At 37.8% G+C, this 26,192-nt stretch carries 18 protein-coding genes and 1 pseudogene; 17 read left to right on the forward strand and 2 right to left on the reverse strand.

Annotation, left to right across the window (positions count from 1 at the left end; translation table 11 throughout):
* Positions 1–69 precede the first annotated feature (69 nt).
* The 6 genes and pseudogenes from Q1B07_RS13135 (at position 70) to Q1B07_RS13160 (ending at position 8,122) form a co-directional block, all read left to right on the forward strand.
* The gene (locus Q1B07_RS13135) at positions 70–1,254 is read left to right on the forward strand and encodes a Gfo/Idh/MocA family oxidoreductase (RefSeq protein ID WP_299090666.1); all 1,185 of its coding nucleotides are present in this window, start codon (positions 70–72) and stop codon (positions 1,252–1,254) included.
* A 200-nt stretch (positions 1,255–1,454) separates the two neighbouring features.
* Entirely contained in the window at positions 1,455–2,633 is a 1,179-nt protein-coding gene (locus Q1B07_RS13140) for a Gfo/Idh/MocA family oxidoreductase (RefSeq protein ID WP_299090524.1), read from the forward strand.
* Positions 2,630–3,602, forward strand: a pseudogene (locus Q1B07_RS13145) (sugar phosphate isomerase/epimerase). The gene Q1B07_RS13140 and the pseudogene Q1B07_RS13145 overlap by 4 nt, the downstream one beginning before the upstream one ends.
* A 121-nt stretch (positions 3,603–3,723) precedes the next feature.
* The gene (locus Q1B07_RS13150; RefSeq protein WP_299090527.1) at positions 3,724–5,004 is read left to right on the forward strand and encodes an MFS transporter; all 1,281 of its coding nucleotides are present in this window, start codon (positions 3,724–3,726) and stop codon (positions 5,002–5,004) included.
* 280 nt (positions 5,005–5,284) lie between these two features.
* The gene (locus Q1B07_RS13155; protein WP_299090529.1) at positions 5,285–6,355 is read left to right on the forward strand and encodes an ROK family glucokinase; all 1,071 of its coding nucleotides are present in this window, start codon (positions 5,285–5,287) and stop codon (positions 6,353–6,355) included.
* A 774-nt stretch (positions 6,356–7,129) separates the two neighbouring features.
* Complete coding sequence (locus Q1B07_RS13160; protein WP_299090531.1) at positions 7,130–8,122, forward strand: helix-turn-helix domain-containing protein; 993 nt, start codon at positions 7,130–7,132, stop codon at positions 8,120–8,122.
* Positions 8,123–8,218: 96 nt separating this feature from the next.
* On the opposite strand, the gene Q1B07_RS13165 is transcribed toward Q1B07_RS13160, so the two are convergent.
* Both Q1B07_RS13165 and Q1B07_RS13170 read right to left on the reverse strand, forming a co-directional pair.
* The gene (locus Q1B07_RS13165; RefSeq protein WP_299090533.1) at positions 8,219–9,793 is read right to left on the reverse strand and encodes a sugar hydrolase; all 1,575 of its coding nucleotides are present in this window, start codon (positions 9,791–9,793) and stop codon (positions 8,219–8,221) included.
* 33 nt (positions 9,794–9,826) lie between these two features.
* Positions 9,827–11,194: an MFS transporter gene (locus Q1B07_RS13170; protein ID WP_299090534.1), complete on the reverse strand. Its 1,368-nt coding sequence runs from the start codon at positions 11,192–11,194 to the stop codon at positions 9,827–9,829.
* A gap of 315 nt (positions 11,195–11,509) precedes the next feature.
* Here Q1B07_RS13170 and Q1B07_RS13175 point away from each other — a divergent pair, with 315 nt between their 5' ends.
* The 11 genes from Q1B07_RS13175 (at position 11,510) to iolC (ending at position 26,182) form a co-directional block, all read left to right on the forward strand.
* Complete coding sequence (locus tag Q1B07_RS13175; protein ID WP_299090536.1) at positions 11,510–13,300, forward strand: sensor histidine kinase; 1,791 nt, start codon at positions 11,510–11,512, stop codon at positions 13,298–13,300.
* Entirely contained in the window at positions 13,278–14,756 is a 1,479-nt protein-coding gene (locus Q1B07_RS13180) for a response regulator (RefSeq protein ID WP_299090537.1), read from the forward strand. The genes Q1B07_RS13175 and Q1B07_RS13180 overlap by 23 nt, the downstream gene beginning before the upstream one ends.
* 185 nt (positions 14,757–14,941) lie before the next feature.
* Positions 14,942–16,231, forward strand: a complete 1,290-nt coding sequence (locus tag Q1B07_RS13185) for an extracellular solute-binding protein (protein ID WP_299090539.1) — start codon at positions 14,942–14,944, stop codon at positions 16,229–16,231.
* Positions 16,232–16,293: 62 nt separating this feature from the next.
* Positions 16,294–17,175, forward strand: coding sequence for a carbohydrate ABC transporter permease (locus tag Q1B07_RS13190; protein WP_299090543.1), 882 nt, complete (start codon positions 16,294–16,296; stop codon positions 17,173–17,175).
* An 18-nt stretch (positions 17,176–17,193) separates the two neighbouring features.
* Complete coding sequence (locus tag Q1B07_RS13195) at positions 17,194–18,042, forward strand: carbohydrate ABC transporter permease (protein WP_299090545.1); 849 nt, start codon at positions 17,194–17,196, stop codon at positions 18,040–18,042.
* 42 nt (positions 18,043–18,084) lie between these two features.
* Positions 18,085–20,808 carry an alpha-L-rhamnosidase gene (locus Q1B07_RS13200; protein WP_299090547.1) on the forward strand — a complete coding sequence of 908 codons (2,724 nt, stop codon included), beginning with the start codon at positions 18,085–18,087 and terminating at the stop codon, positions 20,806–20,808.
* A gap of 158 nt (positions 20,809–20,966) precedes the next feature.
* Positions 20,967–22,298, forward strand: a complete 1,332-nt coding sequence (locus Q1B07_RS13205; protein WP_299090669.1) for an aspartate aminotransferase family protein — start codon at positions 20,967–20,969, stop codon at positions 22,296–22,298.
* 264 nt (positions 22,299–22,562) lie between these two features.
* The gene (locus Q1B07_RS13210) at positions 22,563–23,327 is read left to right on the forward strand and encodes a DeoR/GlpR family DNA-binding transcription regulator (RefSeq protein WP_299090549.1); all 765 of its coding nucleotides are present in this window, start codon (positions 22,563–22,565) and stop codon (positions 23,325–23,327) included.
* Positions 23,328–23,403: 76 nt separating this feature from the next.
* Positions 23,404–23,793 carry a tautomerase family protein gene (locus tag Q1B07_RS13215; protein WP_299090551.1) on the forward strand — a complete coding sequence of 130 codons (390 nt, stop codon included), beginning with the start codon at positions 23,404–23,406 and terminating at the stop codon, positions 23,791–23,793.
* A gap of 396 nt (positions 23,794–24,189) precedes the next feature.
* Positions 24,190–25,005 (forward strand): 5-deoxy-glucuronate isomerase, encoded by an 816-nt coding sequence (gene iolB, locus Q1B07_RS13220; RefSeq protein WP_299090553.1) that lies wholly within the window; start codon positions 24,190–24,192, stop codon positions 25,003–25,005.
* Positions 25,006–25,186: 181 nt separating this feature from the next.
* Positions 25,187–26,182, forward strand: coding sequence for a 5-dehydro-2-deoxygluconokinase (iolC, locus tag Q1B07_RS13225; RefSeq protein ID WP_299090554.1), 996 nt, complete (start codon positions 25,187–25,189; stop codon positions 26,180–26,182).
* Positions 26,183–26,192: the final 10 nt, after the last annotated feature.

A 26,192-nucleotide genomic window follows, 5' to 3' on the forward strand; every position in this document is an offset into this window, starting at 1 on the left:
CGCTCGAGGTACAAAACTTATTTCATTACGTTTTGTGCCTTGAGCGAAGCGAAAGGAATGGGTATAAAAATGAAAAAATTAAATGTAGGTATGATTGGCGGAGGATTTATGGGGAAAGCGCACGCACTTGCTTATGCGGGGATGCCGATGTTTTTTTGGCCGGCACCAGCGATTCCTCATCGTCACACACTAGTTGATGTTACAGAAGAATTAGCAAAAGATGCAGCTGCAAAGTTAGGATTTGACCATTATGCTACTGATTGGAGAGAGGTAGTTAACGATCCAAACATTGATATTATCGATATTGTCACACCTAATAATACTCATGCTGAGATTGCTATTGCTGCTGCAAAAGCGGGTAAACATGTCATTTGTGAAAAACCACTTGCACTAGGTGCTGAAGAAGCAAAGACAATGCTAGCTGCAGTAACAGAAGCCGGCGTCAAACATATGGTTGCCTTTAACTACAGAAGAACACCTGCTGTGGCATTAGCGAAAAAATATATTGAAGAAGGAAGAATCGGGAAAGTGTTAAGCTTCCGTGGTACGTATCTGCAAGACTGGTCTGCTGATCCAAATTCACCTTTATCATGGCGTTTCCAGAAAAAAGTTGCTGGATCTGGTGCTTTAGGTGATATCGGAACACATGTAGTAGACTTTGCACGTTACCTAGTCGGTGAAATCACAGATGTAAATGCCGTAACAAAAACATGGATTACGGAAAGACCGATTCAAACAGGCGGCGTAGACAAATTAGGTACTGTTAAAAGTGCTGGCGATGTGCCAAAAGGTGCAGTTGATGTAGATGATGAATTTATTACTATGGTCAAGTTTGATAATGGTGCTATCGGGACAATTGAAGCAACCCGTAATGCGTGGGGACGTAATAACTATTTAACTTTTGAAATCCATGGTGAGAAAGGTTCTCTAGCATTCAACTATGAACGTCGTGATGAACTGCAAGTATGCTTCTCTGACGATCCTGGCGATGCTAAAGGATTCCGTACAGTTTATACAGGGCCGGCTCATCCATACGGAGAAGGATTATGGCCAATTCCTGCATTAGGTATTGGTTATGGAGAAACAAAAATCATTGAAACATATGATTTCTTTAAATCAATAACAGAAGATACAGAGGTTTCACCAAACTTCAAGGATGGATATCAGATTGAAGTCATTGCTGATGCGATTCTAGAATCAGCTGAAAAAGGTGAATGGGTAAGTACTTCCAAAAATTTAGTTGAAGTTAAGTAAAAATTTAAGAGAGGCTGCTCCTGTTGGGAGTGGCCTTATAAGTTAAAAATAACCTGTGTTTTTTAAAAATTTGTTTCAATAATATTTAAATTCGTGGATTTGGAACAATAGCCTTTCTTTTAGTGAACAAATCATTATGTAAGCTTGGTGACGGTTCAGTAGAAAAACATGAATATTATAGTTTTGGGGAGGATCAAATCATGGAAAAGGTAAAAGTGGGCATCATTGGGACTGGTTTTATCGGACCAACACATATTGAAGCCATAAGAAGATTGGGATTTGTCGAAGTAGTTGGGTTAGCTGAGAGTAGTCAAGAGTCCGCTGAAAAAAAAGCAGCTGAACTAGGTATTCCAAAAGCCTTCGGCGATTACCGTGACATGCTGCGAGACAGCGAAATCCAGGTGGTTCATAACTGTACTCCAAATCACCTTCACTTTAAGATTAATAAAAAGATTATTCAAGCAGGTAAACATGTATTATCAGAAAAGCCGTTAGCGATGTCTAGCGAGGAATCAGCAGAGTTATTGGCATTAGCGAAAGAGCACAAGGTTGTACATGGAGTGAACTTTAATTATCGACAATTTCCTATTGTTAGACAGTTGTCAGTAATGATCAAAAATGGAGAATTGGGAAAAGTCAACTTAGTTCACGGAAGCTATTTGCAGGATTGGTTATTGTTTGAGACCGATTTTAACTGGCGTTTAGCTCCTGAAGTAGGTGGGAAATCACGAGCAATAGCTGATATTGGATCACACTGGTGTGATACGGTTCAAAATGTAACCGGCAAACGAATAGTGGAAGTGTTTGCTGATTTAGCAACTGTTATACCAGTAAGGAAGAAACCTGCATCGAATGTTGCGACTTTTGGAGCTCACCAAGCACAGGAATCACAATATGAAGATGTTGCGATTAATACAGAAGACTATGCATCTGTCCTTGTCCGTTTTGAAGATGGATCTAGAGGGGTATTTACGGTTTCACAAGTTAGTGCCGGACGTAAAAACCGACTAAGCTTTGAAGTAAATGGAAGTCAAAAATCAGCCTACTGGAACCAGGAAGAACCCGAGAAATTATGGATTGGGCATCGAGACAGACCAAATGAAGTTCTTCAGGCGGATCCTGCTTTGTTTTTACCGGAAGCACGCTCAGAAATTCATCATCCAGGAGGCCACAATGAAGGCTGGCCAGACGCTTTAAAAAATATGATGAGTAACTTTTATACCTTTATTCGAGATGGCAAAGACCCGATAAATGACAACGCAAATTTTGCAACCTTTGAAGATGGACATATTTCTATGTGTATCACAGATGCCATTTTAGAAAGCCATGAACAACAAAAATGGGTGAAAGTCCAAATGGGGCAGGAGGTTCATGCATGAAACTAGGTGTATTTACCGTTCTATATCAAAACTTGGCCTTTGAGACCATGTTGGACAAGATGGTTGAAATGGGTGTAGAAGCAGTAGAATTAGGAACAGGTAATTATCCGGGGAGCAGCCATTGTAATCCGGATGAACTTTTAGAAAATCCCAAGAAAATAAGATTATTTCAACGTGCTATTGAACAAAGAGGACTAACTATCAGCGGTTTAAGCTGCCATGGTAATCCGCTTCATCCAGATAAAAAAATTGCGGCGGATTCTCATGAAGTTTGGAGAAAAACAGTCTTGTTAGCGGAACGCCTTGAGGTGCCTGTTGTGAACGGATTTTCTGGCTGTCCGGGTGATCCACCCAAATGCAAAATTTCCAAATTGGGTTACATGCTCCTGGCCACCAGAATACGCGGAGGTTCTGAATTGGCAATGGAATGAAGTGGTGATTCCTTATTGGAAAGAAGAAGCCAAATTTGCGGAATCACATGGTATCAATCGAGTTGCGTTTGAAATGCATCCAGGTTTTGTGGTATTCAACCCCGATACATTGCTGAAATTAAGAGAACAGGCTGGACCAGTCATTGGAGCCAATTTTGATCCGAGCCATCTAGTATGGCAAGGTATCAATCCTGTAGAAGCGATTAAGAAACTTGGGAAAGAAAATGCAATTTATCATGTTCATGCAAAAGATATATATTTGGATCAAGCAAATATTCACGTAAATGGTGTCTTAGACACGAAACATTACAGCGATATTTTAAATCGATCTTGGACATTCCGATCAGTAGGATATGGTCAAAGTGAAAAGGTATGGAAAGATATTTTAAGTGCTCTCAGTGCAGTTGGTTATGATTATGTCGTTTCCATCGAGCATGAAGATATGATGGCGTCCATTGATGAAGGATTAGGCAAGGCCGTTTCTTTCTTAAAAGGAATCATGTTTAAAGAGCAACCAACGGAAATGTGGTGGGCATAAGGACGTATGTGTTGTAGAGGCAATACACGTCTTTAACATCAACAATTGGAGACTGTCTCAATTGTTGTAACAAGGCTTAGTCACCATATGTATAAAATAATATAATGTTGAGGTGATAAAAATGAACGCGATTTCAGGAAAAGAACGAAATATCGCAGGATTGCCGATCGCCGTGATTTGGGGTTATGTCGCCATGCTCATCTTTATGGCGGGTGACGGTCTAGAGCACGCATGGTTGTCTCCGTATCTTATCGAAAAGGGATTGACTGTTCAACAATCAGCTACTCTTTTTGCAGTATATGGAGCAGTGTTGGCGATCGCATCTTACTTTTCTGGTGTACTCACCGAAATGTGGGGACCAAGGAAAGTAATGCTTATAGGATTGGTTACTTGGCTAATTGGTCAGGTTCTATTTATTGAATATGGTTTAAAACTAAACAGTTACGCTATCATGTTACCGACTTATGGAATTAGAGGATTGGGTTATCCATTATTTTGCTACTCCTTCTTAGTATGGATAACTTACCGAAGTCCTGATCGCATTTTGGCTACAGCTATAGGTCTGTTTTGGGCAGCCTGGAGCGGAGGGCTTTATGTTGTGGGCAGTTATTTTCCAGCATACATGTTACCGAAAATTGGATATATCGGCCTGTTGTGGAGTGCAGTGGCTTGGGTAGTAATTGGTGGTATTATTGGTCTTATCGTGGTGAAAGACGATATAAGAAAAGAGCAAAAGGGAATTGCGAAGGAGAAACTAAAAAGCTTAATGAGTGGATTTACCATTTGTATCGAACAGCCGAAAGTTGCTATAGGCGGAGTTGTCCGGATTATCAATTCGACAGGTATAGGTGCTCTTCCAATCTTTTTCCCAATGTACTTGTCTTCAAAATATGGATTCACCACTGAACAGTTTCTGCAAATGTGGGGAACCATGTGGTTTGCAAATATCATATTTAACCTCATCATCCCTTACATTAGTGATAGATGGTTAGGCTGGCGCAAAACGATTATGTGGCTTGGCAGCTTCGGAATGGGTGTCATATTACTGGTTATGCTTTACACGCCGCAAGTTTTTGGCAGCAGTTTCTTGGCCTTGAATATTGTGGGTATTATCATGGGAATTGTTCTTTGTGGCTTTGTCCCACTTTCAGCCCTTGTAACATCGTTGACACCTGAGAAAAAAGGATCTGCAATGTCTATTGTAAGTTTTGGTGCAGGTTTGTCCTACTTTATCGCTCCGGCTATCGTGGGAGCATTCATCGGAAGTATAGGTGTTCATGGAGTTATGTGGATATTCGCCGGCTTGTATTTTCTTGGAGCATTTTTGATGAAATTTATGAAATTGCCAAATGAAGAAAAACAAAATGAAAGCGGTCATCTTTCTGAGAGACATGCTGGTTAAAGAATGAGAGTGTAAAAAACATAATGAATTTATTGTTTGATCTGACATTATTATAAATTGTTATGTCTTCTATATTGTTGGCCTTGTGGGATACAAACTACAAGGCCCTTCTTATAGTTTTACGAAAATATTATATTGTTAGATTGCTAAATTTGCATTTAATGAAGATTAACCATGGTGTTTTATTGATATTTAGTACTTAATACGAATAATCCATCAACAGTAAGGATTATTACACGCTTTAGAATAAAAATATATTAATGAAAAAGGAAGAGTGAAAATGTCTGTAGAATGGTTAGTAGGTGTTGACCTAGGGGGAACAACCATTAAGATCGCATTTATTACCTGTAGTGGTGATATCGTTCATAAATGGGAAATTCCTACGAAAAAAAGTGAGCAAGGAAATAAAATTCCATCAGATATTGGACGATCTATCGATAAAAAACTGATTGAAATTGGAGAAACAAAAAGCAAGTTAATAGGAATTGGCATCGGTGCACCTGGGCCAGTTAATGATGCAGATGGTTCTATCCATGTTGCCGTTAACTTGGGATTGAGGAACTTCCCATTAAGACAATTGCTTTCTTTAGAAACAGGCTTGCCTGTAGTTGTGGATAATGATGCTAATATAGCAGCTATCGGCGAAATGTGGAAAGGTGCAGGTGAAGGAGCAAACAATTTGTTATGTGTAACGCTTGGTACAGGTGTTGGTGGGGGCGTTATTGCAAATGGTGAAATTGTTCATGGTGTGAACGGGGCAGCTGGAGAGATTGGTCATATTACCTCGGTGTTAGAAGAAGGGGCTATCTGTAATTGCGGAAAGTCAGGGTGTCTAGAAACAGTTGCTTCTGCAACAGGTGTTGTTCGATTAGCCAAGAATATTTTAACATCAACAAGTACGCCAAGTATTCTAAGGGATGCAGGTAACGAAACGAATGAACTTACAGCCAAACTGATTTTTGAGGCAGCTAAAGCAAGAGATGTGGTTGCTGTTAACGTTGTCAATGTATTAGCTTTTCATTTAGGGTTTACTCTTGCCAATATCGCGAACGTATTAAATCCAGAGAAGATTGTCATCGGTGGCGGAGTTTCTAAAGCTGGAGATATTTTACTGGATTCTGTCAGGGAACAGTTTATCCGTTTTGCATTTCCTCGTGTAGTGGAAGGAGTTGAATTGAACATTGCAACATTAGGAAATGATGCAGGGGTTATTGGCGGTGCCTGGTTAGCTAAAACTAAGCTCGCTACTACTGAAGAAATGTTTATTTGCTTAAAAGAGAGACATAGTAATCTTCAAAAGATTCTAAGAAAAAATATAAATTCTAAAAAAACATTGAATATTAACTATTAAGAGGAATCAGAATGTCTGGCATTTGCGTTATATTTCCATCCTTATTTTAAACTTTCAAAAGTTACATCAGTACTGCCATATATATAGATTTTTAATTATACTTTTTATACGATAATGTTATCTAAAAGAGAAAAATGGACGCCTTTGACCATGTTTTAAGATGGTTTTTTAGATTTATATACTTTTATTATCCAGTTTTTCTTGAGGTTTGAAGGTTGCTGTAAAACCTTCAGCCTCTTGTTTTTTCAATTAATAGATCTTTCTAGTTTTATTAGGTAAGTATTCATCTCCTAATTAGAATAAGGTACCTTTACTTGTAATAGTTGTTTTCTATATTACAATTTTGTATTATTTTAACCTTTTTCTTCGTTCAGCAAGAGCTTCAGCTGCTTTTTATCTAATGATCATTGTTCCTTGTTTATATGTCGCTTCAGACCAATTGCTTGAACGTTTAAACAAGGTAAAACGGTAAAGTTTATCTTTAACTATTCAGCTGAATTACAAGAGTTAATGTATCCGTTTAAAGATGCTGTTGAATTATTATCTGATAAACCATTTAAACAGGGTGAAACTATCTTATTAAAGCCTTGGTCATTTATGATTTTTGAAGTGAAGTAGAGGAGCGGGAAACATTTTAATACACATTGAGTTTTAACGGAATTTTAGGTGGCCATTCGATTTTTTATGTGATTTCGTCTTCAATTTTGAAAGGTAACTGAAATTCAATTAAAATGAAAGAAAAGTAATCAGTTTCTATTGTTCAGGAGAATGAAGATGAATCACCAACAATTAGATCAATTCTTGCGCAAGCTGGATGATATTGAAAAAATTCAAATCATCACCCATGAAAATGTAAATGATTATGATGGGAATGAGCTGATCATTGAAGATGACAGCTCTATTCCGCGTTTACAGGAAAAGTATTTTTTTGATAAAGGGCCTGTCTATATTAGCAAGCACCATCGTTTTGCCGATATGCCCCTGCATATGCACACCTTTATTGAAATGAATTATGTGTATTCAGGGGAATGCCGGCAGCTTTTAAATGGGAAAGAAGTAAAATTGACTCAAGGGCAGATTTGCTTGCTAGATAAGGATGTTCCGCACAGCATCCCTGAATTGGGGGAAAATGATATATTGGTTAATATCATTATGAAAAAAGAGACATTTTCAACTGCCTTTTTAGGACAGTTGAGCAATAAGGGCATTGTTTCGAGCTTTTTGGCGAATGCTGTTTCAGAGAATCAGCGTCATGACAGGTATATACTATTCCATACTGAAAATCATGAAAACTTGCAATTGATTATTCGGAATATGCTTTGCGAGTATTTTGATCCGCAGGACTACTCGATGGAATTGGTGAGCTATTATATGCCAATCCTCTTTACTGAGCTTATGCGTGTTTACACATTAGATAAAAACTTTGAACTTGCGAAATCATCAGGAAAGACAAATATCATTGAAATCCTGCAGTATATTGAGGAGCATTATAAGGATTGTACATTAACAAGTTTAGCAGAAACCTTTAATTTCAATGCAAATTACCTAGGAAATATGCTGAAGGAACGAACAGGTAAAACATTTCTTGAACTTGTGCAAACACAAAGAATGATTAATGCTGAAAGCCTACTAACAAATACAGATAAAAGTATCGATGAAATTGCTTTTCAAGTCGGCTATGACAGCCTTAGCTTCTTTTACCGAAAGTTCAAAGAGCTATACGGAGAAACGCCGAGTCGATATCGGAAAAATAAAAGGACTGTCTAAATACGGGGGCAGTCCCCGGTATTTTTTACTCGATTAAAAGGGACATTCCCAAAATCCTACTATTTGGGACTGTCCCTTATATTAAAATTCATAAATCTATAAAGCATACTTACGTATTAAATACGTAGGAGTACAGCTCCAAGCATGGCAGTAACTATTGATTAAATAGCTTCCGTACGGTGAAAAGCTCTTATTGGCGGGATCGTATAATTCCCAGAATGTATCAGCACCATCCTTGATCATTTCCCCCCAGTAAGCCTTCATTTGCTCAATTGCTTGTTCCTTTTCACCAACTAGTATGAGTGCTTCCACAAGATAATGATACATATAAGGTGTTGTCAGCCCAACTTCAGGCTTTTTGGCTAACAAGTGATTCATAAGCTTACGGTTAGCTTCAAGTGCCAACACTTCCGCATGAACCATCCAGATTTGGCTTGCCCAGGAAACCTGGCGATCTGAGCCGCTTACGAAAAATCCAAGGTCTTCATCCCAAAGATGTTCCATTGTCGCATCAATCACTGCTTGCAGCTGTTTTTCTAAATACGCTTGCTTATCGCTCTTCAGAAGAGCTGCCATTTTTATTGTTCTTCTTAAAGTATAAATTAAGATTGCTTGTGAAGGAGCTTGCTTATTTAGTTTTTCATTCCAATCAATAAATGACCACCATTTTTCATCATCCTTGACAATTCCTCCCTCATCTAATCGTTCAAGTGCAATCTCAACCTGTCTGTATGCCAGCGGCCACAATTCTGCCAGTGTTTCGTAATCATTCGTTGCTTCAACATAATCGAATAAAGACGTTGTAAATAATAAGGAATAATCAAATAAATACGTATCATCTGCGATTAGAGAAGGGGCGATAAATAAGTTTGCTGCCACTCTTCCCTTGTCATCAGGTACGCCGGCAAATAAATACAAGCATCTTTTCACTAAATCATTTGCTTGAAAGGTCTCATAATTCGCAAGGGCCTGCAAGCGTAAATCACCAACCCATAAACGGCGATCACGTTTTGGTCCGTCCTCGAAGACCTCTTGCATACAATCCTGCAAGGTTTTGATGCTTACTTTGTCAATTTCCTTTAGCATTGCATCTTCATGAGCTAATTCTTTTACAAGTGAAGCATCACTAGAAGTAACAGTTATACACTCGACATTATCAAAGGCTACACGATATTTTTTGGATGTATCAAGAACCTCAACTTTTAAATAACGGAAGCTGTAACGTCGCGGCAATTCAATTACTCCAGGCAACACATCAACATGCAGTGTTTCCTCCTGCAGCCAGGATGAGCTGATCCATCCGTTATATTCAGAAAAAGGCTCAGCCATTTCAACGGGCATTTCTCCAAATGTCAATTTCAGGTGAAGTGGAGCATCAGGCGGGCTTCCTACTGGACTTACCTTCATGGAAAGATACCCAACAAGATGTGTACCAAAATCCAGAATGAATTGACCTCCTTTCCCATAATCATAGTTTGATAGGTGATCTGCTGATTCAATCACTTCTGTTCCCCAGCCATGAATTTTAGCGGGATTTTCCTCTATTTTTATGAGGCTTTGTGGACGGACTATTTCTTTTAAAAATTTAGGCATTAATCGTTCAGCTTTTGAGATAAATGTTTCATTTCGTACGATGACTTGATCGGCAACTTTTTGAATTTTTTCGGACATGACAATTTCCACCTATCCTTTGCTAGTTTCATATTATGCTAATTTTGAATGGTCAAATGTTCCATTATCTTCTTTATTTCGTGCATCAATTTCTGCACGGATTTTTGGATACAATTTATCCAAATTATAAAAACACATAATAATCATTGAAATCACGACCATACCTGCTGGAATGATTAAATAGTTCATTTTAATGGCAAATAAAGCAGAAGCAGTTTGCGTTTGATTTGGAACATAATTTCCCCAACTTAAAAATAATCCGGAAAGAGCTCCGGCTGCTGCTAACGCAACTTTGCCAATAAATCCGTTTAAGGCCATCATGATGCCGGCTGCACTTATTCCTGTTTTCCATTCGCCAAAATCTACGGGATCTGCTTGCATTGAAAAATAAATACTTTGTTTTACTCCAAAACCTAATGCTGTAATGACAGCACCAATCATTAATCCTGTAACGTTTACATTTGCGATGATCATCATGATGATACCTGCAAGATTAATAGTACTTGAAATCATAAACAAGGTGCGTTTATACATTTTACTTGCAAAAAAAGGTGTGAAAAATGTTCCAATGATTGGAACGAAGGCTCCAATACTAGCTACTACTGAAGCTAATTCTGGCTGCCCAACATTATAAGTGTAATAATATATTAATGCTCCCTGCATAAAGAAATGAGATCCAAACATAAACACAATATTTAATGCGAAAATCAACCAAGGCTTATTCCCTTTTAACGTTGAAAATGCTTGTTTTACAGTTACCTTTTCCTGACGCAATTTTACCTTTTCCTCAACGTTTTTAAAGGTTACGAAGAATAACAATGTTGCAATGATTGCGAAAATCACCATCGTCCACAAGAATCCTTGAGCTTGAGAGCCATTTCCTAAAGCATTAACTAAAGGAAGGGTAATGGCACTAACTGCAGTAGCTCCAATAAAGGAGAAGATCATTCTAACGGTAGCAAGATTCGTACGCTCCTGTTCATTACTTGTTAAGTTCGGCAGAATTGATGCCAACGGAACATTTACCATTGTATAAGCTGTGGATAAGCCGATATAGGTGATATATGCATAAATGAGTTTGCCAACAGGTCCTATATCTGGAACATAAAAGGCTAAAATGGCGAGCAAACCAAATGGTATCGCTCCCAATAAAAAGTAAGGTCTGGATTTTCCCCAGCGTGTATTCGTTTTATCAATGATAACCCCCATAATGATATCAGTAATCCCATCGACGATTCTTGTCACAAGGAACAGCATGCTGACTTGAACAAGAGCAAGTCCCATAACATCTGTATAGAAATACATCAGATAAAGCGTTATCATTTGCCATATTAAATTACAGGATAAATCGGCAACGCCATAGCCCAAACGTTGGCGCCATAAACCAGTATTGTGATTCATATCATTTCCTCCATTTTTTTAACACTAAATTTATTAAAAAATCTTTGTAAAATAGCTTAGTTCTATTAAAGCGATTTCTGAATGTGTAAACAATGATTGTTTTACAGGAAAAGTTGTCCGTTTTACAGGTGGGAAATATAGTTATTAGTTTTTGTTATTCTTTTCTATTTCTTTTTTTATTTTTGTTTTATATCATATAGTAAATTAATATTTTTATTCGTTCGGTTTTGAAAAAGATAGATCACTAGGGTTTTTAAATTATTTTTAATATCGCTAGAGTTGTCGAACATCCTAGCAAAGAAAGCAGGTTCTAGTATGATCAAGCATTTTCATAAGTTTGCTGCTCGCTTTCGGTTTCGAAAAATTCGCAGTCGCTTTCTCGCTGTAATGATTGCTTTATCAGTTCCCCCGATCTTTATCGTTGGGGTTTTGTCTTATCACATTTCGAAAGAGACATTAATAGAAAATCATCTCCAGGCAAATGAAAATCATTTAAAAACGACGAGCGAAAGAGCAGATTTATTGTTGCGCAATGTCATTAATATGGAAAGAATTATCCTATCAAATAAAGATTTACGTCAGCAATTAATTGAAAGCGGATCCATTTCAGATCGGGAACAGGAGGCGCTTAAACTTGGCACATCCAGCCGTTTGCAGCAGATTATGTCAGATTATGCAACTGAGCAGAAATACATTGATTCTGTCTGCTTGTTTGATAATTATTTTCGAGCTGTCTGTTATGGGCGATCTGACAATGCGGGACGTTACGAAAGTGAAAATAAGCGAATAGGGATTAAAGAAAGTGGCTGGTATAAAAAAGCTGTCCAAGCTCAGGGGAAAGAAATCTTTTTTGCTAATAATGTACTAGAGGACTTAGACTGGAACAAAACGTTTTCTTCTGTGAAATTATTAAGAAATCCAGCTTCAAAGGATTTTGAAACAATCGGACTATTAATTGTAAATATTAATAAATCGATGTTTTCCGAAATGATGAACGAGACGAAGAATAATGGATATTTAATTTTAGATGCTTCTAATAATGAAACGAATACAGTATACGCTTCAAATTCACATTATTATGATGAGAATTCAAAAAACGACTTATCGGAAATTTTTAAACAGAAAGAAGAGGATGGTTATGTCGTAAGCAGTTATGAAAATGAAACAACTGGTTGGTCGTTTGTTTATTTTATTGAAGAACAGGAATTGTTGAAACAACCTCACCAAATTCGAGCCGTTACAAACGTAATTGCAGCACTCATTGCGATTAGTGCCGTCATCCTTTCGGTCATTTTATCTGATACCATTACCCGCCCTTTGCAAAGAATTAAAAAAATGATGGTGTCATGGGCCAAAGGATCAAGTGAATTTAAAGAGACATTTCATGATGATGAAGTTGGGGCTATTGGTGAAACCTTTAAACGAATGACAGCAGAAAATAAAGACCTCAGCGAGAGGCTTATTCGTTCACAATTAAAAGAAAGAGAGACTGAGCTTAGAGTATTACAGGCGCAAATCAATCCTCATTTCCTCTATAACACATTAGACTCAATTTATTGGATGGCGATGATTCACAATCATGAAGATATTGGAAAAATGGCCGTTTCTCTATCTGAAAGCTTTAAAATTAGTTTGAATAAAGGGAAAGAGCTTATTCCGCTTCATCAGGAATTGAAGCATATTGAGCATTACATGACAATTCAAAATATTCGATTTGGCAATCGGTTTACCTATATTCAAGAAGTTGATCCTGATCTATTGGATCAGGAAATCTTAAAGCTTTTGCTGCAGCCTCTCGTCGAAAATGCCATTTACCATGGGCTGGAGCCCAAAGTTGGAGAAGGAACGATACGATTAACAGCCAGTCGTCTTGAATCAGGCTACATTCTTTTTATTGTCGAAGATGATGGGGTAGGAATAAAGAACATAGCATTAACTGAAAAGGGCTATGGATTAGGAAATGTACGTGAGCGTTTGAAGATTTATTACGGATCAACTAGTTCATTGACGATTAAGAGTGAGGTAAATAAAGGAACAAAAATTGAAATTCGCTTTAATCCTAACGAAGGGAGATGGATGGGAGATGTTGAAAGTCGCAATTTTTGATGATGAATTTATTGTCATTGAAGGCTTAAAAAAAATGATTGATTGGTCTAAATACGGAATGGAGCTTGTTGGTACTGCGAAAGATGGAAATACAGCGTTATCCATTTTTCATTCACAACGACCAGATATAATCTTTACTGATATTCGTATGCCAGGTCTAGATGGTCTTCAGTTAATTGGCAAAATCTTATCAGAAGCTCCGGAAACGAAATGTATCGTTTTTAGCGGATTTAATGAATTTGAATATGTAAAACAAGCGATAAAATTGGGGGTTATCGATTATTTACAAAAGCCGATTACGATCCCAATGGTTGAGGAGGCTTTGGAGAAAATCACCCATCGAATTACTAAAGAAAATGAAGTGTTGGAGCTACGTTCTAGATGGCACGAAAGCCAGGAGGAATTGTTACAGAAGGCTACGTTGGATTTATTACTAGAAGGAAAGGAGGCTGAATCCAAGTGGCAGGAATGCTTTGGAACAGCAGAGGCAAAAAAAATAATGGGTGTTACGGTTCTTGCCTATTCAGGTGATCGCTCACTGTTACAATCGAATGCTATGTTCAGTGTTGTTCCGGTTTGGAATGGCAGCACACAACTACTGGTGTTATTTCATTATGAAAATAATCTTGAAGCGGTTGCGGAGCAATTACTGGCTTGGACTGAACAGGAAGAAGTTACAATTGGTTCTGGTAACACTTATCCTGCCATCAAAGATGCAAAGAAAAGTTATCGGGAAGCGCTACATGCATTAAGATATGGCCGTTTTTTGGAAAGTAAGGGTTGGACAAGATTTGAAGACGTAGGGAAAAACAATAAAATTCCTGAGGATTTATCAACACAAGAGGAAGCCGTTTTGTATTATATGCGCACGGGAAATAAAAAAAGTCTGCTTGGCCAGCTGGATATTTATATTCAATGGCTTGATTCACAAAAACTCAATCCGGACATGACTGAAAGTGAATCTTTAAAGCTTGTTTATCTCGGCTTAGAAGTTGTAAAAGAAACAGGTGAGGATATTAAATTAATAGATTACTACCCTCAAAGGGAAATCCGAGAATTAAACACAAGGGAAGAGATGACGAATTGGTTATTTTGCCAAATGGAAAAGATGATGGATTTAATCATCACATCTAAAATCTCAAATAAACACAAGGCTGTTGAAAAAGCTAGAGAATATATTGAGAAGAATTATGATCAAGATATAACTTTGCAAGAAGTCGCTGAACTTGTAGGAATGAATCCTAACTATTTTAGCGTCTTGTTTAAAGAAGAAATGGGTCTTACGTATATTAAATATTTAACGAAGTACAGAATGGAACAAGCAAAGATCATGCTGAAAGCAGGACAAAAAATTTCTGAGGTGAGTGAGAAAGTAGGGTATCTTACGTATCGGCATTTTTCAGAAGTGTTCAAAAAATATACTGGCATGACGCCAGGGCAGTTTAAAGAGTCATAGAAATTATTCTTATTAAATGTTCGTTCATAGCGGCAAACAGGAAAACTGTTTGCTCTTTTTTTTGATAATCTGAATAAAACGGACATCACCTGAAAAATGAAGCGCTTACAATGGGTTTTTATTTTATATAGAATTTAGTTAAGGATATACATCCTAAATAAACACATAAAAAGGGGCGTTGTTTGATGAAAAAGGTATTTTTATTATTATTATCGATTGTCATGATTTTCGCTGTTGTCGGTTGCAGTGGAAATAATGATTCAAGTTCTTCGGGTGAGGGAGAAGAAGGCAATAACACAATGAAATTCATTTCTGAAGATACTGCTGATGAATCAGATGCAAGCGTTCTTTTGGGGCTTACTGAAGAAAATACAGATACAACTATCGAGCTAGAAACAGTAATGCAAGCGAATTTAATGCAAAAAATTCAATTGCTAACAGCAAGTAATGATCTTCCTGAATTATTTAAATATGAGTCTAACCAGCTGGGAGATATGATAGATAACGATCAATTGCTTGATTTGGAAAAGACATTTAAAGATCTGGGCATTTATGAAAAGTTAAATCCAGGCGCAGTTGATTTGTTGAAAAACCTTAGCGGTGACCGGGGTCTTTATGCGTTGCCTGTTGAATTAAATATTGAAGGTTTTTGGTATAACAAGAAATTGTTTGAAGAAAACAATTTGGAAGTCCCAACGACTTGGGATGAAATGATGGCTGTAAGTAAAGTCTTTATGGAAAAAGGAATTCAACCTTTTGCTGTAGCGGGTAAAGAAAAATTCCCGATCACACGTTTAATCAATGGCTATGTCATCCGTTTATATGGAGCGGATGCAATGAAGCAAGTAAAAGAGGGAAAATTGAGTGTTACGGATGAAGGATTTGTTGAAGCAGCTAAAATGGTACAAGATATGAATGCAAAAGGGTATTTTGGCGAAGGTGTAAATACGATTGATTATGATACAGCAAGCAATACATTCCTTCAAGGAAATGCAGCTATGTATTATATGGGAAGCTGGGCTTTAAATGAGTTTAATGATGAAAATTTAAATAAAATTGGCATCGACAATATTGGCTTTTTCAATATTCCGCTTGTTGAAGGAGGAAAAGGGACGATCAATGATTACTCAATGAATGCGGGCTTAACGCTTTCATTCTCTAAAGCAAAATATAATGAAGAAGTTGGAAACTGGATGAAGGAAGTATTCTCAATCTATGGCGAAAAAGCAATCTCAGAACGCGGTTTAATTTCCGGCTTTAAGGTTGAAAACATGCCTGAAGATGTAAGCCCTTTAACAAAAATGACATTAGAGAAAATCGAAGAGGTCGAAAATAGTGCCCTTTGGTTCGAAGGTTATTTTGATCCAAAAACAAAAACGGTTGCAGAAGATGGTGCACAAAATTTACTTAATGATGGAGTTACTCCTGAAGAGTATATGAGCAGCATAGAGAATTCTTTAGAAAGCGGTAAATAAGCTTTGGAAGGTCCGAATACCGGGCCTTTCTGTTACCTTAATGCTGTAAGGAGTGAAAATTCATGGAGAAAATCTTAAAAGACCCTAAAGCCATTCTGATTTTTGTTGGACCGGCTTTATTAATTTATACGGCGATTCTCTTAATTCCAACAATCTGGTCCACTGTTTATACATTTTATTCAGGTTCACTTATTAGCGGGTTTGAATTTGTCGGGTTAGAAAATTACCTTACTTTATTTAAAGACAAGGATTTCTTGTCAAGCTTGTGGATCACACTTAAATATACGATTTTCGTTTCAGCGGGACAGATTATTTTAGGTTTAGGTCTTGCCTTACTGTTTGCATTCTATATTAAGCGTTATTCTACACTGATTCGAACGCTTATCTTTTTCCCGGTTGTTCTCCCTGCTGTAGCGGTATCGCAATTGTTCGCAAAACTCTTTGAAATTGCCCCTCAAATGGGACTGGTAAATAGTTTACTTAATTTCTTAAACTTAGATATGTTTGTTCAGCCTTGGCTTGGTCAAGGAGATACAGCGTTTTGGGTACTTGTGATCATGGATATTTGGAAAGCAATTGGTTTTTATGCAGTTATTCTTTTTGCCGGTTTAGTAGATATACCTGAGGATGTTCTAGAAGCGGCCAAATTGGATGGGGCAAAAGGCTGGAAACTGATGCAATTTGTTGTGCTTCCGTTATTAAAACCTGTTTTAATTTCATCGATTATTTTTAGCTTAAACGGAACATTAAAAGTGTTTGAGTCAGCCGTTGCTTTAACAAATGGCGGACCAGGTAACAGCACAACGACTTTATCCATTTATATGTATAACAATGCCTTTACGTATAACCAATATGGATATGGAAGTACTGTAGCGGTATTTTTATTAATCTTTTCTCTTCTGATCACATTAATTGTTTACAAAATTGCTAGAAATGATGCATAACAACAAGGAGGGAATAACGTGAATCATTTAACCGGAAAATCTAATAGTGTTGGTATGCTAATTGGGAAATTAGTCATCCTTCTTTTATTAATAGTAGAAGTTTATCCTATTTTGTGGTTATTACTCTCTTCATTTAAAGCACCAGATGAATTTTCTGAAAATCCAATGTACGCCTTACCGGAGGGTCTGCATTGGCAGAACTTCACAGATGCATGGAATATAGGGAATATGGGCACTTACTTTCAAAATAGTATTCTAGCGACTTTTCCATCACTGTTTTTAATTATCTTTTTAGGAGCGGGGGCTGCCTTTGCGATTGAGAAAATGAGATGGAAATGGAGTAGAGGTGTCATGCTGTTGTTTACAGCAGGCATTATGGTACCAGTACAAATTGTCCTTCTGCCTTTATTTACAATTTTCTTTAAGACGGGTCTATTAAATAGTTTATGGTCGCTCATTTTAGTATATACAACGTTTGGTTTACCACTAACAATCTTAATGTTTTCCAGCTATTTCAAAGCATTGCCGAATGAAGTGATTGAATCGGCTGTTATGGATGGGGCAAATATTTATCAAATCTTCTTTAAAATTGCCATACCAATCGTATCAAATGCAATTGTCACTGTTGCTTTAGTTCAGTTCTTCTTTGTTTGGAATGACTTAATTTTCGCAATGACCTTTATTAGTGATACAGAACTTAGAACATTACAGACAGGTTTAATTTCATTTACCGGCGAATATGGCCAAAAACAATGGGGGCCGATTTTTGCTTCGATCTCTCTAGCTGTTGTTCCAACACTGCTTTTATACTTGTTCCTAAATAAATTGGTTATGAAAGGGATGACAAGCGGAGCTGTTAAAGGATAACGAAACGAATAACTACGATAAAAATCATGGGGGGAGTACATGATGAATCATTTAAAAGTAAAAGAAACGAAGTGTGAATACAGAAAAAATCCGCTTGGATTGGATGTTCCAAACCCAAGAATCAGTTGGACAATTGACGCTGATCGCCGCGGAACGCTTCAACAAGCTTATCGATTACAAGTTTTCCTTTCAAAAGATGACTTAGAAAACACGTTTTGGGATACAGGCAAAATAGATTCCGAGCAATCGATTCATATTGAATACAATGGACCGAAATTAACTTCCAGAACTAGATATTATTATCGGGTGAAGATATGGGATCATTTTGGTCAAGAGTCTGATTGGAGTGAATTAGCTTGGTGGGAAACGGCACTTTTTCATTGGAGTGAATGGAAAGCGGATTGGATAACACCTAATCCGAATGAGATAGATCCTTTGGCGGAGCAGGCTTTTCTCCTTAGAAAACAGTTTGAGCTAAACAAGAGGATAAAGTCAGCGCGAATTTACGCAACAAGCGCTGGTCTATACGAATTGTCATTAAATGGGGAAAGAGTGGGTGACGAGCTGCTGACACCTGGCTGGACAAGCTATGATCACCGACTTCAATACCAAACCTATGACGTCACTGACCAGCTTTTACAAGGGGCAAATGCATTGGGCATTGCTTTGGCAGATGGCTGGTACAAAGGAGATTTAACGTGGCTCGAAAAACGACATCTTTATGGAGACCGTCGTGCCGCACTGCTTCAGCTCCATATTCGCTATGAAGATGGTACAGAGGAAATGATTGGGACAGACTCAACCTGGAAGTCGTCAACTGGCCCCATTTTAATGTCGGAAATCTACCATGGTGAAGTATATGATGCCCGTTTAGAAAAAAATGGTTGGGACAGTTCACACTATGATGATACAGATTGGAAAGGAGTCGTCACTTACACCTTACCAATGGATCATTTAATTGCACAGGAGAATTGGCCTGCACGAGTAACAGAAAAAATTAAACCAGTATCGAGGATAGTAACTCCTGCTGGAGATACTGTGTTAGATATGGGGCAGAATATGGTGGGACGGATAAGATTAAAAGTAACTGCTCCGAAAGGCACTCGAATTTCCTTACATCATGCTGAGGTACTTGATAAAGAAGGGAATATTTATTTTGGCAATCTTCGAAAAGCAAAGCAAACCGTAGAATATATTACAAAAGGAGAAGGTGAGGAGGAGTATGCCCCTTATTTTACATTCCAAGGCTTCCGATATGTAAAAGTTGAGGGATATCCGAACCAAGAAAAGGATCTGCCGCTTGAAAATTTTTTTGGTGAAGTGATCCATTCAGATATGGAACCTACAGGAGAATTTGAATGCTCGAACCAAATGGTAAACCAACTTCAACAAAATATCGTTTGGGGGCAAAGAGGAAATTTCGTTGATGTACCGACAGATTGTCCACAGCGTGATGAGAGGCTTGGTTGGACAGGGGATGCTCAAGTTTTCATTAGAACGGCTTTGTTCAACTACCAAGGAGGTCCATTTTTTACAAAATGGTTAAGAGATTTAAAGGCTGATCAAAGGTCTAATGGCTCCGTTCCTTTTGTGGTTCCAAACGCGCTGAAGGATTATGTATCATCAATGTGGGGTGATGAGACGTATACATCATCTGCCTGGGGAGACGCGGCAACTGTGTGTCCATGGACCCTATACTTGTGTTATGGTGATAAACGTCTTCTTTCTGAACAATATGAAAGTATGAAAGCATGGGTCGAATTTATCCGCTCTCAAGGAGAGAATGAATTTTTATGGGACGCTGGCTTTCACTTCGGGGATTGGCTTGCTCTCGATGCAGAGGAGGATAGCTATTTTGGAGCAACTCCGGTTCATTTGGTTGCAACAGCTTATTATGCTCTTTCTGCACGAATTCTTCGTGATGCAGCAGCCGTACTTGAAAAGGAAGAGGACTTTGCGGTTTATAGTAAGCTAGTAGATGGCATTATCGCCAATTTTAATAAGACATTTATTTCAGCTGACAATCACATGATTGCCAAAACTCAAACGGCGAACACCTTGCCGCTTATGTTTGATTTAGTGGAGGGAGATGTTAGAAAGCAAATCGCACATGATCTCAACGAGCTTATTGTCAAAAATGACTATCATCTGACAACTGGTTTCGTTGGTACCCCATACCTCTGCATCGCTTTATCAGAAAATGGTTATCATGACACTGCTGTAAAGCTGCTGCTTCAGGAAACCTATCCTTCTTGGTTGTACTCGATTAAAAAGGGAGCAACGACTATATGGGAGCATTGGGATGGCATTAAAGAAGATGGATCGTTCTGGAGTGATGATATGAACTCATTTAATCATTACGCCTATGGTGCGATCGGAGATTGGATGTATCGCTTTATTGCAGGGTTAGATATGGATGAAGCAAAGCCAGCTTATAAACATATTCGTATTCACCCAAGAATCAATGGTGGAGAAATGACTTTTGTCCGTGCTAAGCACAATTCCATGTATGGCCAAATTGTATCAGCATGGAGCCTTTCAGACGAAAACATAACGATTGAAGTAAACGTTCCAGCTAACACAAAAGCAACAATCATCTTACCATTTGCTCAACTAAAGAGTGTGAAAGAAAGCGGTGTATTACTACCGGATGTAGAGGGTGTTTCAAATGTAAACCAAATAGAAGAAGGTGTCTCGCTGGAAGCTGGTTCTGGCACGTATCGATTTGTCTATCAAAACGAGCTTATCTTGAATAGTAAAAAATGAACAGAAAAAGCATTATGAAGCAATAAAAAAGTCAGCAGAAGCTGGCTTTTTTATTTCATAACCTAGTATTTTATTTAGAGGAAACATACCTCACCATTCCCTTCTCATATAAATGGAGTATATAAAGGAGGAAAAAATAGATGGGAAGGGTGTTTAACATGAAAAAAGATTTGGACGTCATCGGGGAGCTAACCGAATTAGATAAAAAGCATTTCCTTCATCCGACATCACCGATTCAACAACAGCAAGAACAGGGGCCAACGTTTATTTTTACAGAAGGAAAAGGGGTATACCTCTATGACCTTGCTGGAAATAAAGTGATTGATGGCATGTCCTCACTCTGGAATGTCAATATTGGTCATGGGAGAACAGAATTGGGGCAGGCAGCTGCGGAACAAATGTCAAAATTGGCCTTTACCTCCTGTTTTGCAACGTTCAGCAATGAGCCTGCTATTCGATTGGCAGCGAAACTAGCAGAGGTAGCTCCAGGGGATTTATCTGCAACATTCTTTACTTCTGGGGGATCTGAGGCAAATGATACAGCCTATAAACTGGCTCGCCATTATTGGATGTTAAAGGGAGAACCAAGCAGAAAAAAAATCATTTCGCGTACAAAGTCCTATCATGGTGTCTCGATGGGAGCAACAAGCGCGACCGGCCTTAAGCCGTTTAGGGATTTTACAAACTCCTTAGCCCCTGATTTCTATTACACTAATAATCTCTCTTCACAATCTCTTCGGGACGTTATTGAAGCGGAAGGTCCTGAAACCATTGCAGCATTTATTGCAGAACCCATCCAAGGTGCAGGTGGTGTTCATATCGCTCCAGAAACCTATTTTATAGAAGTTAGAAAGATATGCGATGAATACGGTATTTTATTTATTACTGATGAAGTGATTACAGGTTTTGGCCGGACAGGAACGTATTTTGGAGTGGAACATTATGGAGTCACACCAGATATGATGTGTTTTGCAAAGGGTGTGACCAGCGGCTATGCTCAGTTAGGCGGCGTTATGCTTTCAAAAGACATTCACCAACAATTCATAGAGCTTTCTACAGGTACGCTTTTACATGGGTATACGTATAGCGGGCACCCGATGGGATGTGCCGTAGCATTAAAAAACCTTGAAATTCTTGAAAACGAACAACTAATGAATAATGCGAAGATAATGGGGGAAGAAATGCTGAAGGGCTTCCGCTCTATTCAAAGGATGTGTCAAATAGTTGGTGAAGTAAGAGGACTAGGATTGATGGGGGCTGTTGAAATTGTTAAAAATAAGTCTTCACGAGAAAGATTTTCAACACCTTTAGCACCAGTTATTGTTTCAGAAGCAGCAAAGCGCGGACTCATTTGCCGCTCAGTTGTTTTTGATGGTCAAGATACAATCGTTTTTGCCCCGCCTCTCATCATTAGTAACAAAGAAATGAAAAGCTTGATTGAAATTCTCTATGATTCAATTCATGCGATCGAGCAAAAACAGTTGCATTAACCGATTCACTTTTAAATACCCCCACCTTTATTGGATTGAATGTTTTCTTCTAAAAGGTGGGGATATTAAATAATTACATATGATTTTATATTGGTTATGTTTTGGTTCATTCAAGCTAAATTTGACCAAAATGTTAAAGGTGAAAATAAAAACTAAATAATATTTCAAAAAAGTGGTGAACTTTTGGGTATCTTTTGTTAATATGTAGGTAAGGTTCAGAAAACTTAGAGCCTTTGGTGGAATTTAAGTCAAGAAGGGGTAGTCATGTTAAAAACAGAACGGATTGAACAGATACAAGAATATGTACTAGTCCATGAAACGGTTTCACTGGATGAGCTTTGTAATGTTTTTAATGTATCAAAAAACACCATTCGCCGTGATATTCAGCAATTGGTTGATCGCGGAACGATTAAAAAGGTCTATGGCGGAGTTGCTGTTAATCATGCAACACTAACATCCTTTCATGAGAGGCAAACAAGAAACGCACGTCTAAAAAAGGCAATTGGCAAAGCGGCAGCGGACTTTGTTGAGGATGGGGATATTATCTATATTGACTCAGGTACAACTACATTAGAAATGGTGGATTATTTACAACAGAAAAATGTAACAATCCTTACAAATAATCTTGATTTTATTTTTAAGTCCTTTCCATACAACAACTTAAATGTCATTTCTACTGGTGGAGTGTTAGAACGCAAAACGAAGTCATTTGTTAGTATGAAAAATATGGACCTGCTGAAATCATACAATATCAACAAAGCGTTCATGGCTTCTGCAGGTATTTCCATCACAAATGGTGTCACTCATTCATCCCCTGTTGAAAATGAAATGAAGCAGACCGTTGTAGGCAAAAGTTCAAAGGTTTATGTCCTTGTCGATCATGAAAAGTTTGATCAATATGCGCTAATGACTTATTGTGATTTATCAGATCTTGATGCGATCATTACAGATCAACCACCAAGTGATGCCTACCAGGAATTTGCAAAGAAGCATGATATTCAGCTTGTCATTTCTAATAAATTAGATTAAGAAAACGTTTAAGTCTATTACAAACAAAGGGCTTAAAAGTTTTACTATATATAAATGTTTAAGGAGGAAATTAGTTATGCCATTATTACGATTTGATTTAATTGAAGGACGAGATGAACAGTCTCTAAAAAAATTATTGGATACCGCCCACAATGCAATGGTGGAAGCATTTAACGTACCTGAACGGGACCGTTATCAAATTGTTCATCAGCATCCAGCTAATGAGCTCATTATCCAGGATACAGGATTAGGGTTTAATCGAACAAATAATGTGGTTATTATCAGTATTGTAAGCAAAGCAAGAACAAAAGAACAGAAAGAAAAGTTATATTCGTTGCTTGCAGAAAGACTTGAAGCGGAGTGCGGTATATCACCTGAAGACTTGATGATCTCCATTACTGAAAATGGAGAGGCCGATTGGAGCTTTGGTCTTGGTGAAGCACAATTTTTAACAGGGAAATTGTAAATAAAATGACTAAGAAATTATCGATCTATTAATTTAAGCATACCTATTGAAAGCGTTTTATATAAATGATAAGATAGAACCTAAGAATAGGAATACTTAGTTTTTAACTACTATCAAACTAGTCTTATCGTGAAAAATTTTTAATATCAATGAAATCGATTGCAGTTAAAACATGTTGTTTACGAATTAATTGAACTTGAAAAGTGAAAATTTCTGAAAAAAACACCTTATAAATGCTAAAAAGCATTGACTGAAAACGGTTTAACGATTAATCTGTATAAGAAATGAGAAAAAATGTATGCATGATTAGACAATTCTATTTTTATTTTTAAAGATATTAATGAAATCGATTGCAGTTAACTTTCTTACCTTACAAAAAAATAGGAGGAGATTGCATTGAGTAAATTGCTGCGTAAGCCTGTTCAAAAAGAGCTGGAACAAGGTGTAACACTTATTCATGAAGTAACATCAGAAAATTCATCGTTGGAATATGTCGGATTTAAAATGATTGACTTGGCTCCTGGTGCTGCATATTCAGAAAAACTTGGAAACCAAGAATGCTGTATTGTCGCTTTAACTGGGAAGATAAATGTTTCAGATGGAGAGGTCAATTTTGAAGAAATTGGTACACGTGAATCTGTCTTTGAAAAGAAACCAACAGACAGTGTTTATGTATCAAATGATCGTACATTTAAAGTAGAGGCAGTAAGCGGAGCACGTGTTGCTTTATGCTATTCGCCATCAGAAAAGCAATTGCCAACAAAATTAATCAGTGCAGAAGTTAACGGGGTTGAGCATAGAGGAACAGGCAACAACAAACGCATGGTGCACAATATATTACCAGATTCCGATCCTTCGGCAAATAGTTTACTAGTTGTTGAGGTTTATACCGAAAGCGGAAATTGGTCCAGCTATCCTCCGCATAAGCATGATCAAGATAACTTACCAGAGGAGTCATTTTTAGAAGAAACGTACTACCATGAAATGAATCCTCAGCAGGGCTTTGTCTTCCAGCGTGTATACACAGATGATCGCTTACTGGATGAGACAATGGCTGTTGAGAGCGGTGACATGGTAATCGTACCTGCGGGTTATCATCCAGTAGGTGTTCCTGAAGGATACACATCCTATTATTTAAATGTAATGGCTGGACCGAAACGGATTTGGAAGTTCTACAACGATCCTGATCATGAATGGATTTTAAAACGATAAGCTGAATTAAAGCTCATTGATGATTTTGACGCTTGTAATTGATGAAGTGAAATGCGCGAGACTCCTGCGGGAACAATGGGATATTGAAGTTCCCGCAGGCGCAAAGCGCGCTAAGGGGACCACCAGAGAAAATCAGCAGTTTAATAGAGCAAAATAATAAAAAAAGGAGCTGTTAGTAAAGATGAATATTCATTTTCATGATGATAAAGAATTCGATATTATTGCAATTGGTCGCGCTTGCATTGATTTAAATGCAGTGGAATATAACCGCCCGATGGAAGAAACCATGACGTTTTCAAAGTATGTTGGAGGCTCACCGGCAAATATTGCAATCGGAAGCTCCAAGCTGGGCTTAAAAGCTGGGTTCATCGGTAAAATTTCCGATGATCAGCACGGACGTTTTATTGAAAAGTATATGAGGGATGCCGGAATTGATACATCTAATATGGTTGTCGATACAGAGGGCCATAAAACAGGTTTAGCTTTTACAGAGATTAAAAGTCCGGAAGAATGCAGCATTCTCATGTATCGTCAGGATGTGGCAGATCTTTATTTAACTCCTTCTGAAGTAAATGAGGATTATATTAAAAGATCAAAGGTTCTGCTCGTATCAGGTACGGCATTATCAAAAAGTCCGTCTCGTGAAGCAGTGCTAAAAGCCGTTAATCTTGCGAAGAAAAATGATGTAAAAGTTATTTTTGAACTAGATTATCGCCCATATTCCTGGGAAACTCCTGAAGAAACAGCTGTTTATTATTCATTAGTAGCAGAGCTGTCAAATGTCGTCATTGGAACACGTGAAGAATTTGATGCCTTGGAAAACAGACAGACAGAAGGGAAAAACGAGGATACAGTCAACTATCTGTTTAAGCATTCTCCAGAGCTTATCGTCATTAAGCATGGTGTTGAAGGCTCATATGCTTATGCAAAATCAGGTGAAATTTTTAGAGGTTTGGCATACAAGACAAAGGTTCTCAAAACATTTGGTGCCGGTGATTCCTATGCTTCTGCTTTCTTATTTGCTTTAATCACAGGCAAAGACATTGAATCAGCATTGAAATATGGCAGCGCATCGGCATCCATTGTTGTAAGCAAGCATAGCTCATCTGAAGCGATGCCTACAGTGGAAGAGATTGAAGAATTAATAGCGAAAAACGAAACAATTTCAATTTCATAGAGGTGAAGAG

Origin of the sequence: uncultured Metabacillus sp. (assembly GCF_947503125.1) — a bacterium.
GTDB lineage: Bacteria > Bacillota > Bacilli > Bacillales > Bacillaceae > Metabacillus.

Bases quoted from the DNA above. Each gene is read 5' to 3' on its own strand.
- Q1B07_RS13135 (WP_299090666.1), top strand. From the start codon at position 70: ATGAAAAAATTAAATGTAGGTATGATTGGCGGAGGATTTATGGGGAAA.
- Q1B07_RS13140 (WP_299090524.1), top strand. From the start codon at position 1,455: ATGGAAAAGGTAAAAGTGGGCATCATTGGGACTGGTTTTATCGGACCA.
- Q1B07_RS13150 (WP_299090527.1), top strand. From the start codon at position 3,724: ATGAACGCGATTTCAGGAAAAGAACGAAATATCGCAGGATTGCCGATC.
- Q1B07_RS13155 (WP_299090529.1), top strand. From the start codon at position 5,285: ATGTCTGTAGAATGGTTAGTAGGTGTTGACCTAGGGGGAACAACCATT.
- Q1B07_RS13160 (WP_299090531.1), top strand. From the start codon at position 7,130: ATGAATCACCAACAATTAGATCAATTCTTGCGCAAGCTGGATGATATT.
- Q1B07_RS13165 (WP_299090533.1), bottom strand. From the start codon at position 9,793: ATGTCCGAAAAAATTCAAAAAGTTGCCGATCAAGTCATCGTACGAAAT.
- Q1B07_RS13170 (WP_299090534.1), bottom strand. From the start codon at position 11,194: ATGAATCACAATACTGGTTTATGGCGCCAACGTTTGGGCTATGGCGTT.
- Q1B07_RS13175 (WP_299090536.1), top strand. From the start codon at position 11,510: ATGATCAAGCATTTTCATAAGTTTGCTGCTCGCTTTCGGTTTCGAAAA.
- Q1B07_RS13180 (WP_299090537.1), top strand. From the start codon at position 13,278: ATGTTGAAAGTCGCAATTTTTGATGATGAATTTATTGTCATTGAAGGC.
- Q1B07_RS13185 (WP_299090539.1), top strand. From the start codon at position 14,942: ATGAAAAAGGTATTTTTATTATTATTATCGATTGTCATGATTTTCGCT.
- Q1B07_RS13190 (WP_299090543.1), top strand. From the start codon at position 16,294: ATGGAGAAAATCTTAAAAGACCCTAAAGCCATTCTGATTTTTGTTGGA.
- Q1B07_RS13200 (WP_299090547.1), top strand. From the start codon at position 18,085: ATGAATCATTTAAAAGTAAAAGAAACGAAGTGTGAATACAGAAAAAAT.
- Q1B07_RS13205 (WP_299090669.1), top strand. From the start codon at position 20,967: ATGAAAAAAGATTTGGACGTCATCGGGGAGCTAACCGAATTAGATAAA.
- Q1B07_RS13210 (WP_299090549.1), top strand. From the start codon at position 22,563: ATGTTAAAAACAGAACGGATTGAACAGATACAAGAATATGTACTAGTC.
- Q1B07_RS13215 (WP_299090551.1), top strand. From the start codon at position 23,404: ATGCCATTATTACGATTTGATTTAATTGAAGGACGAGATGAACAGTCT.
- iolC (WP_299090554.1), top strand. From the start codon at position 25,187: ATGAATATTCATTTTCATGATGATAAAGAATTCGATATTATTGCAATT.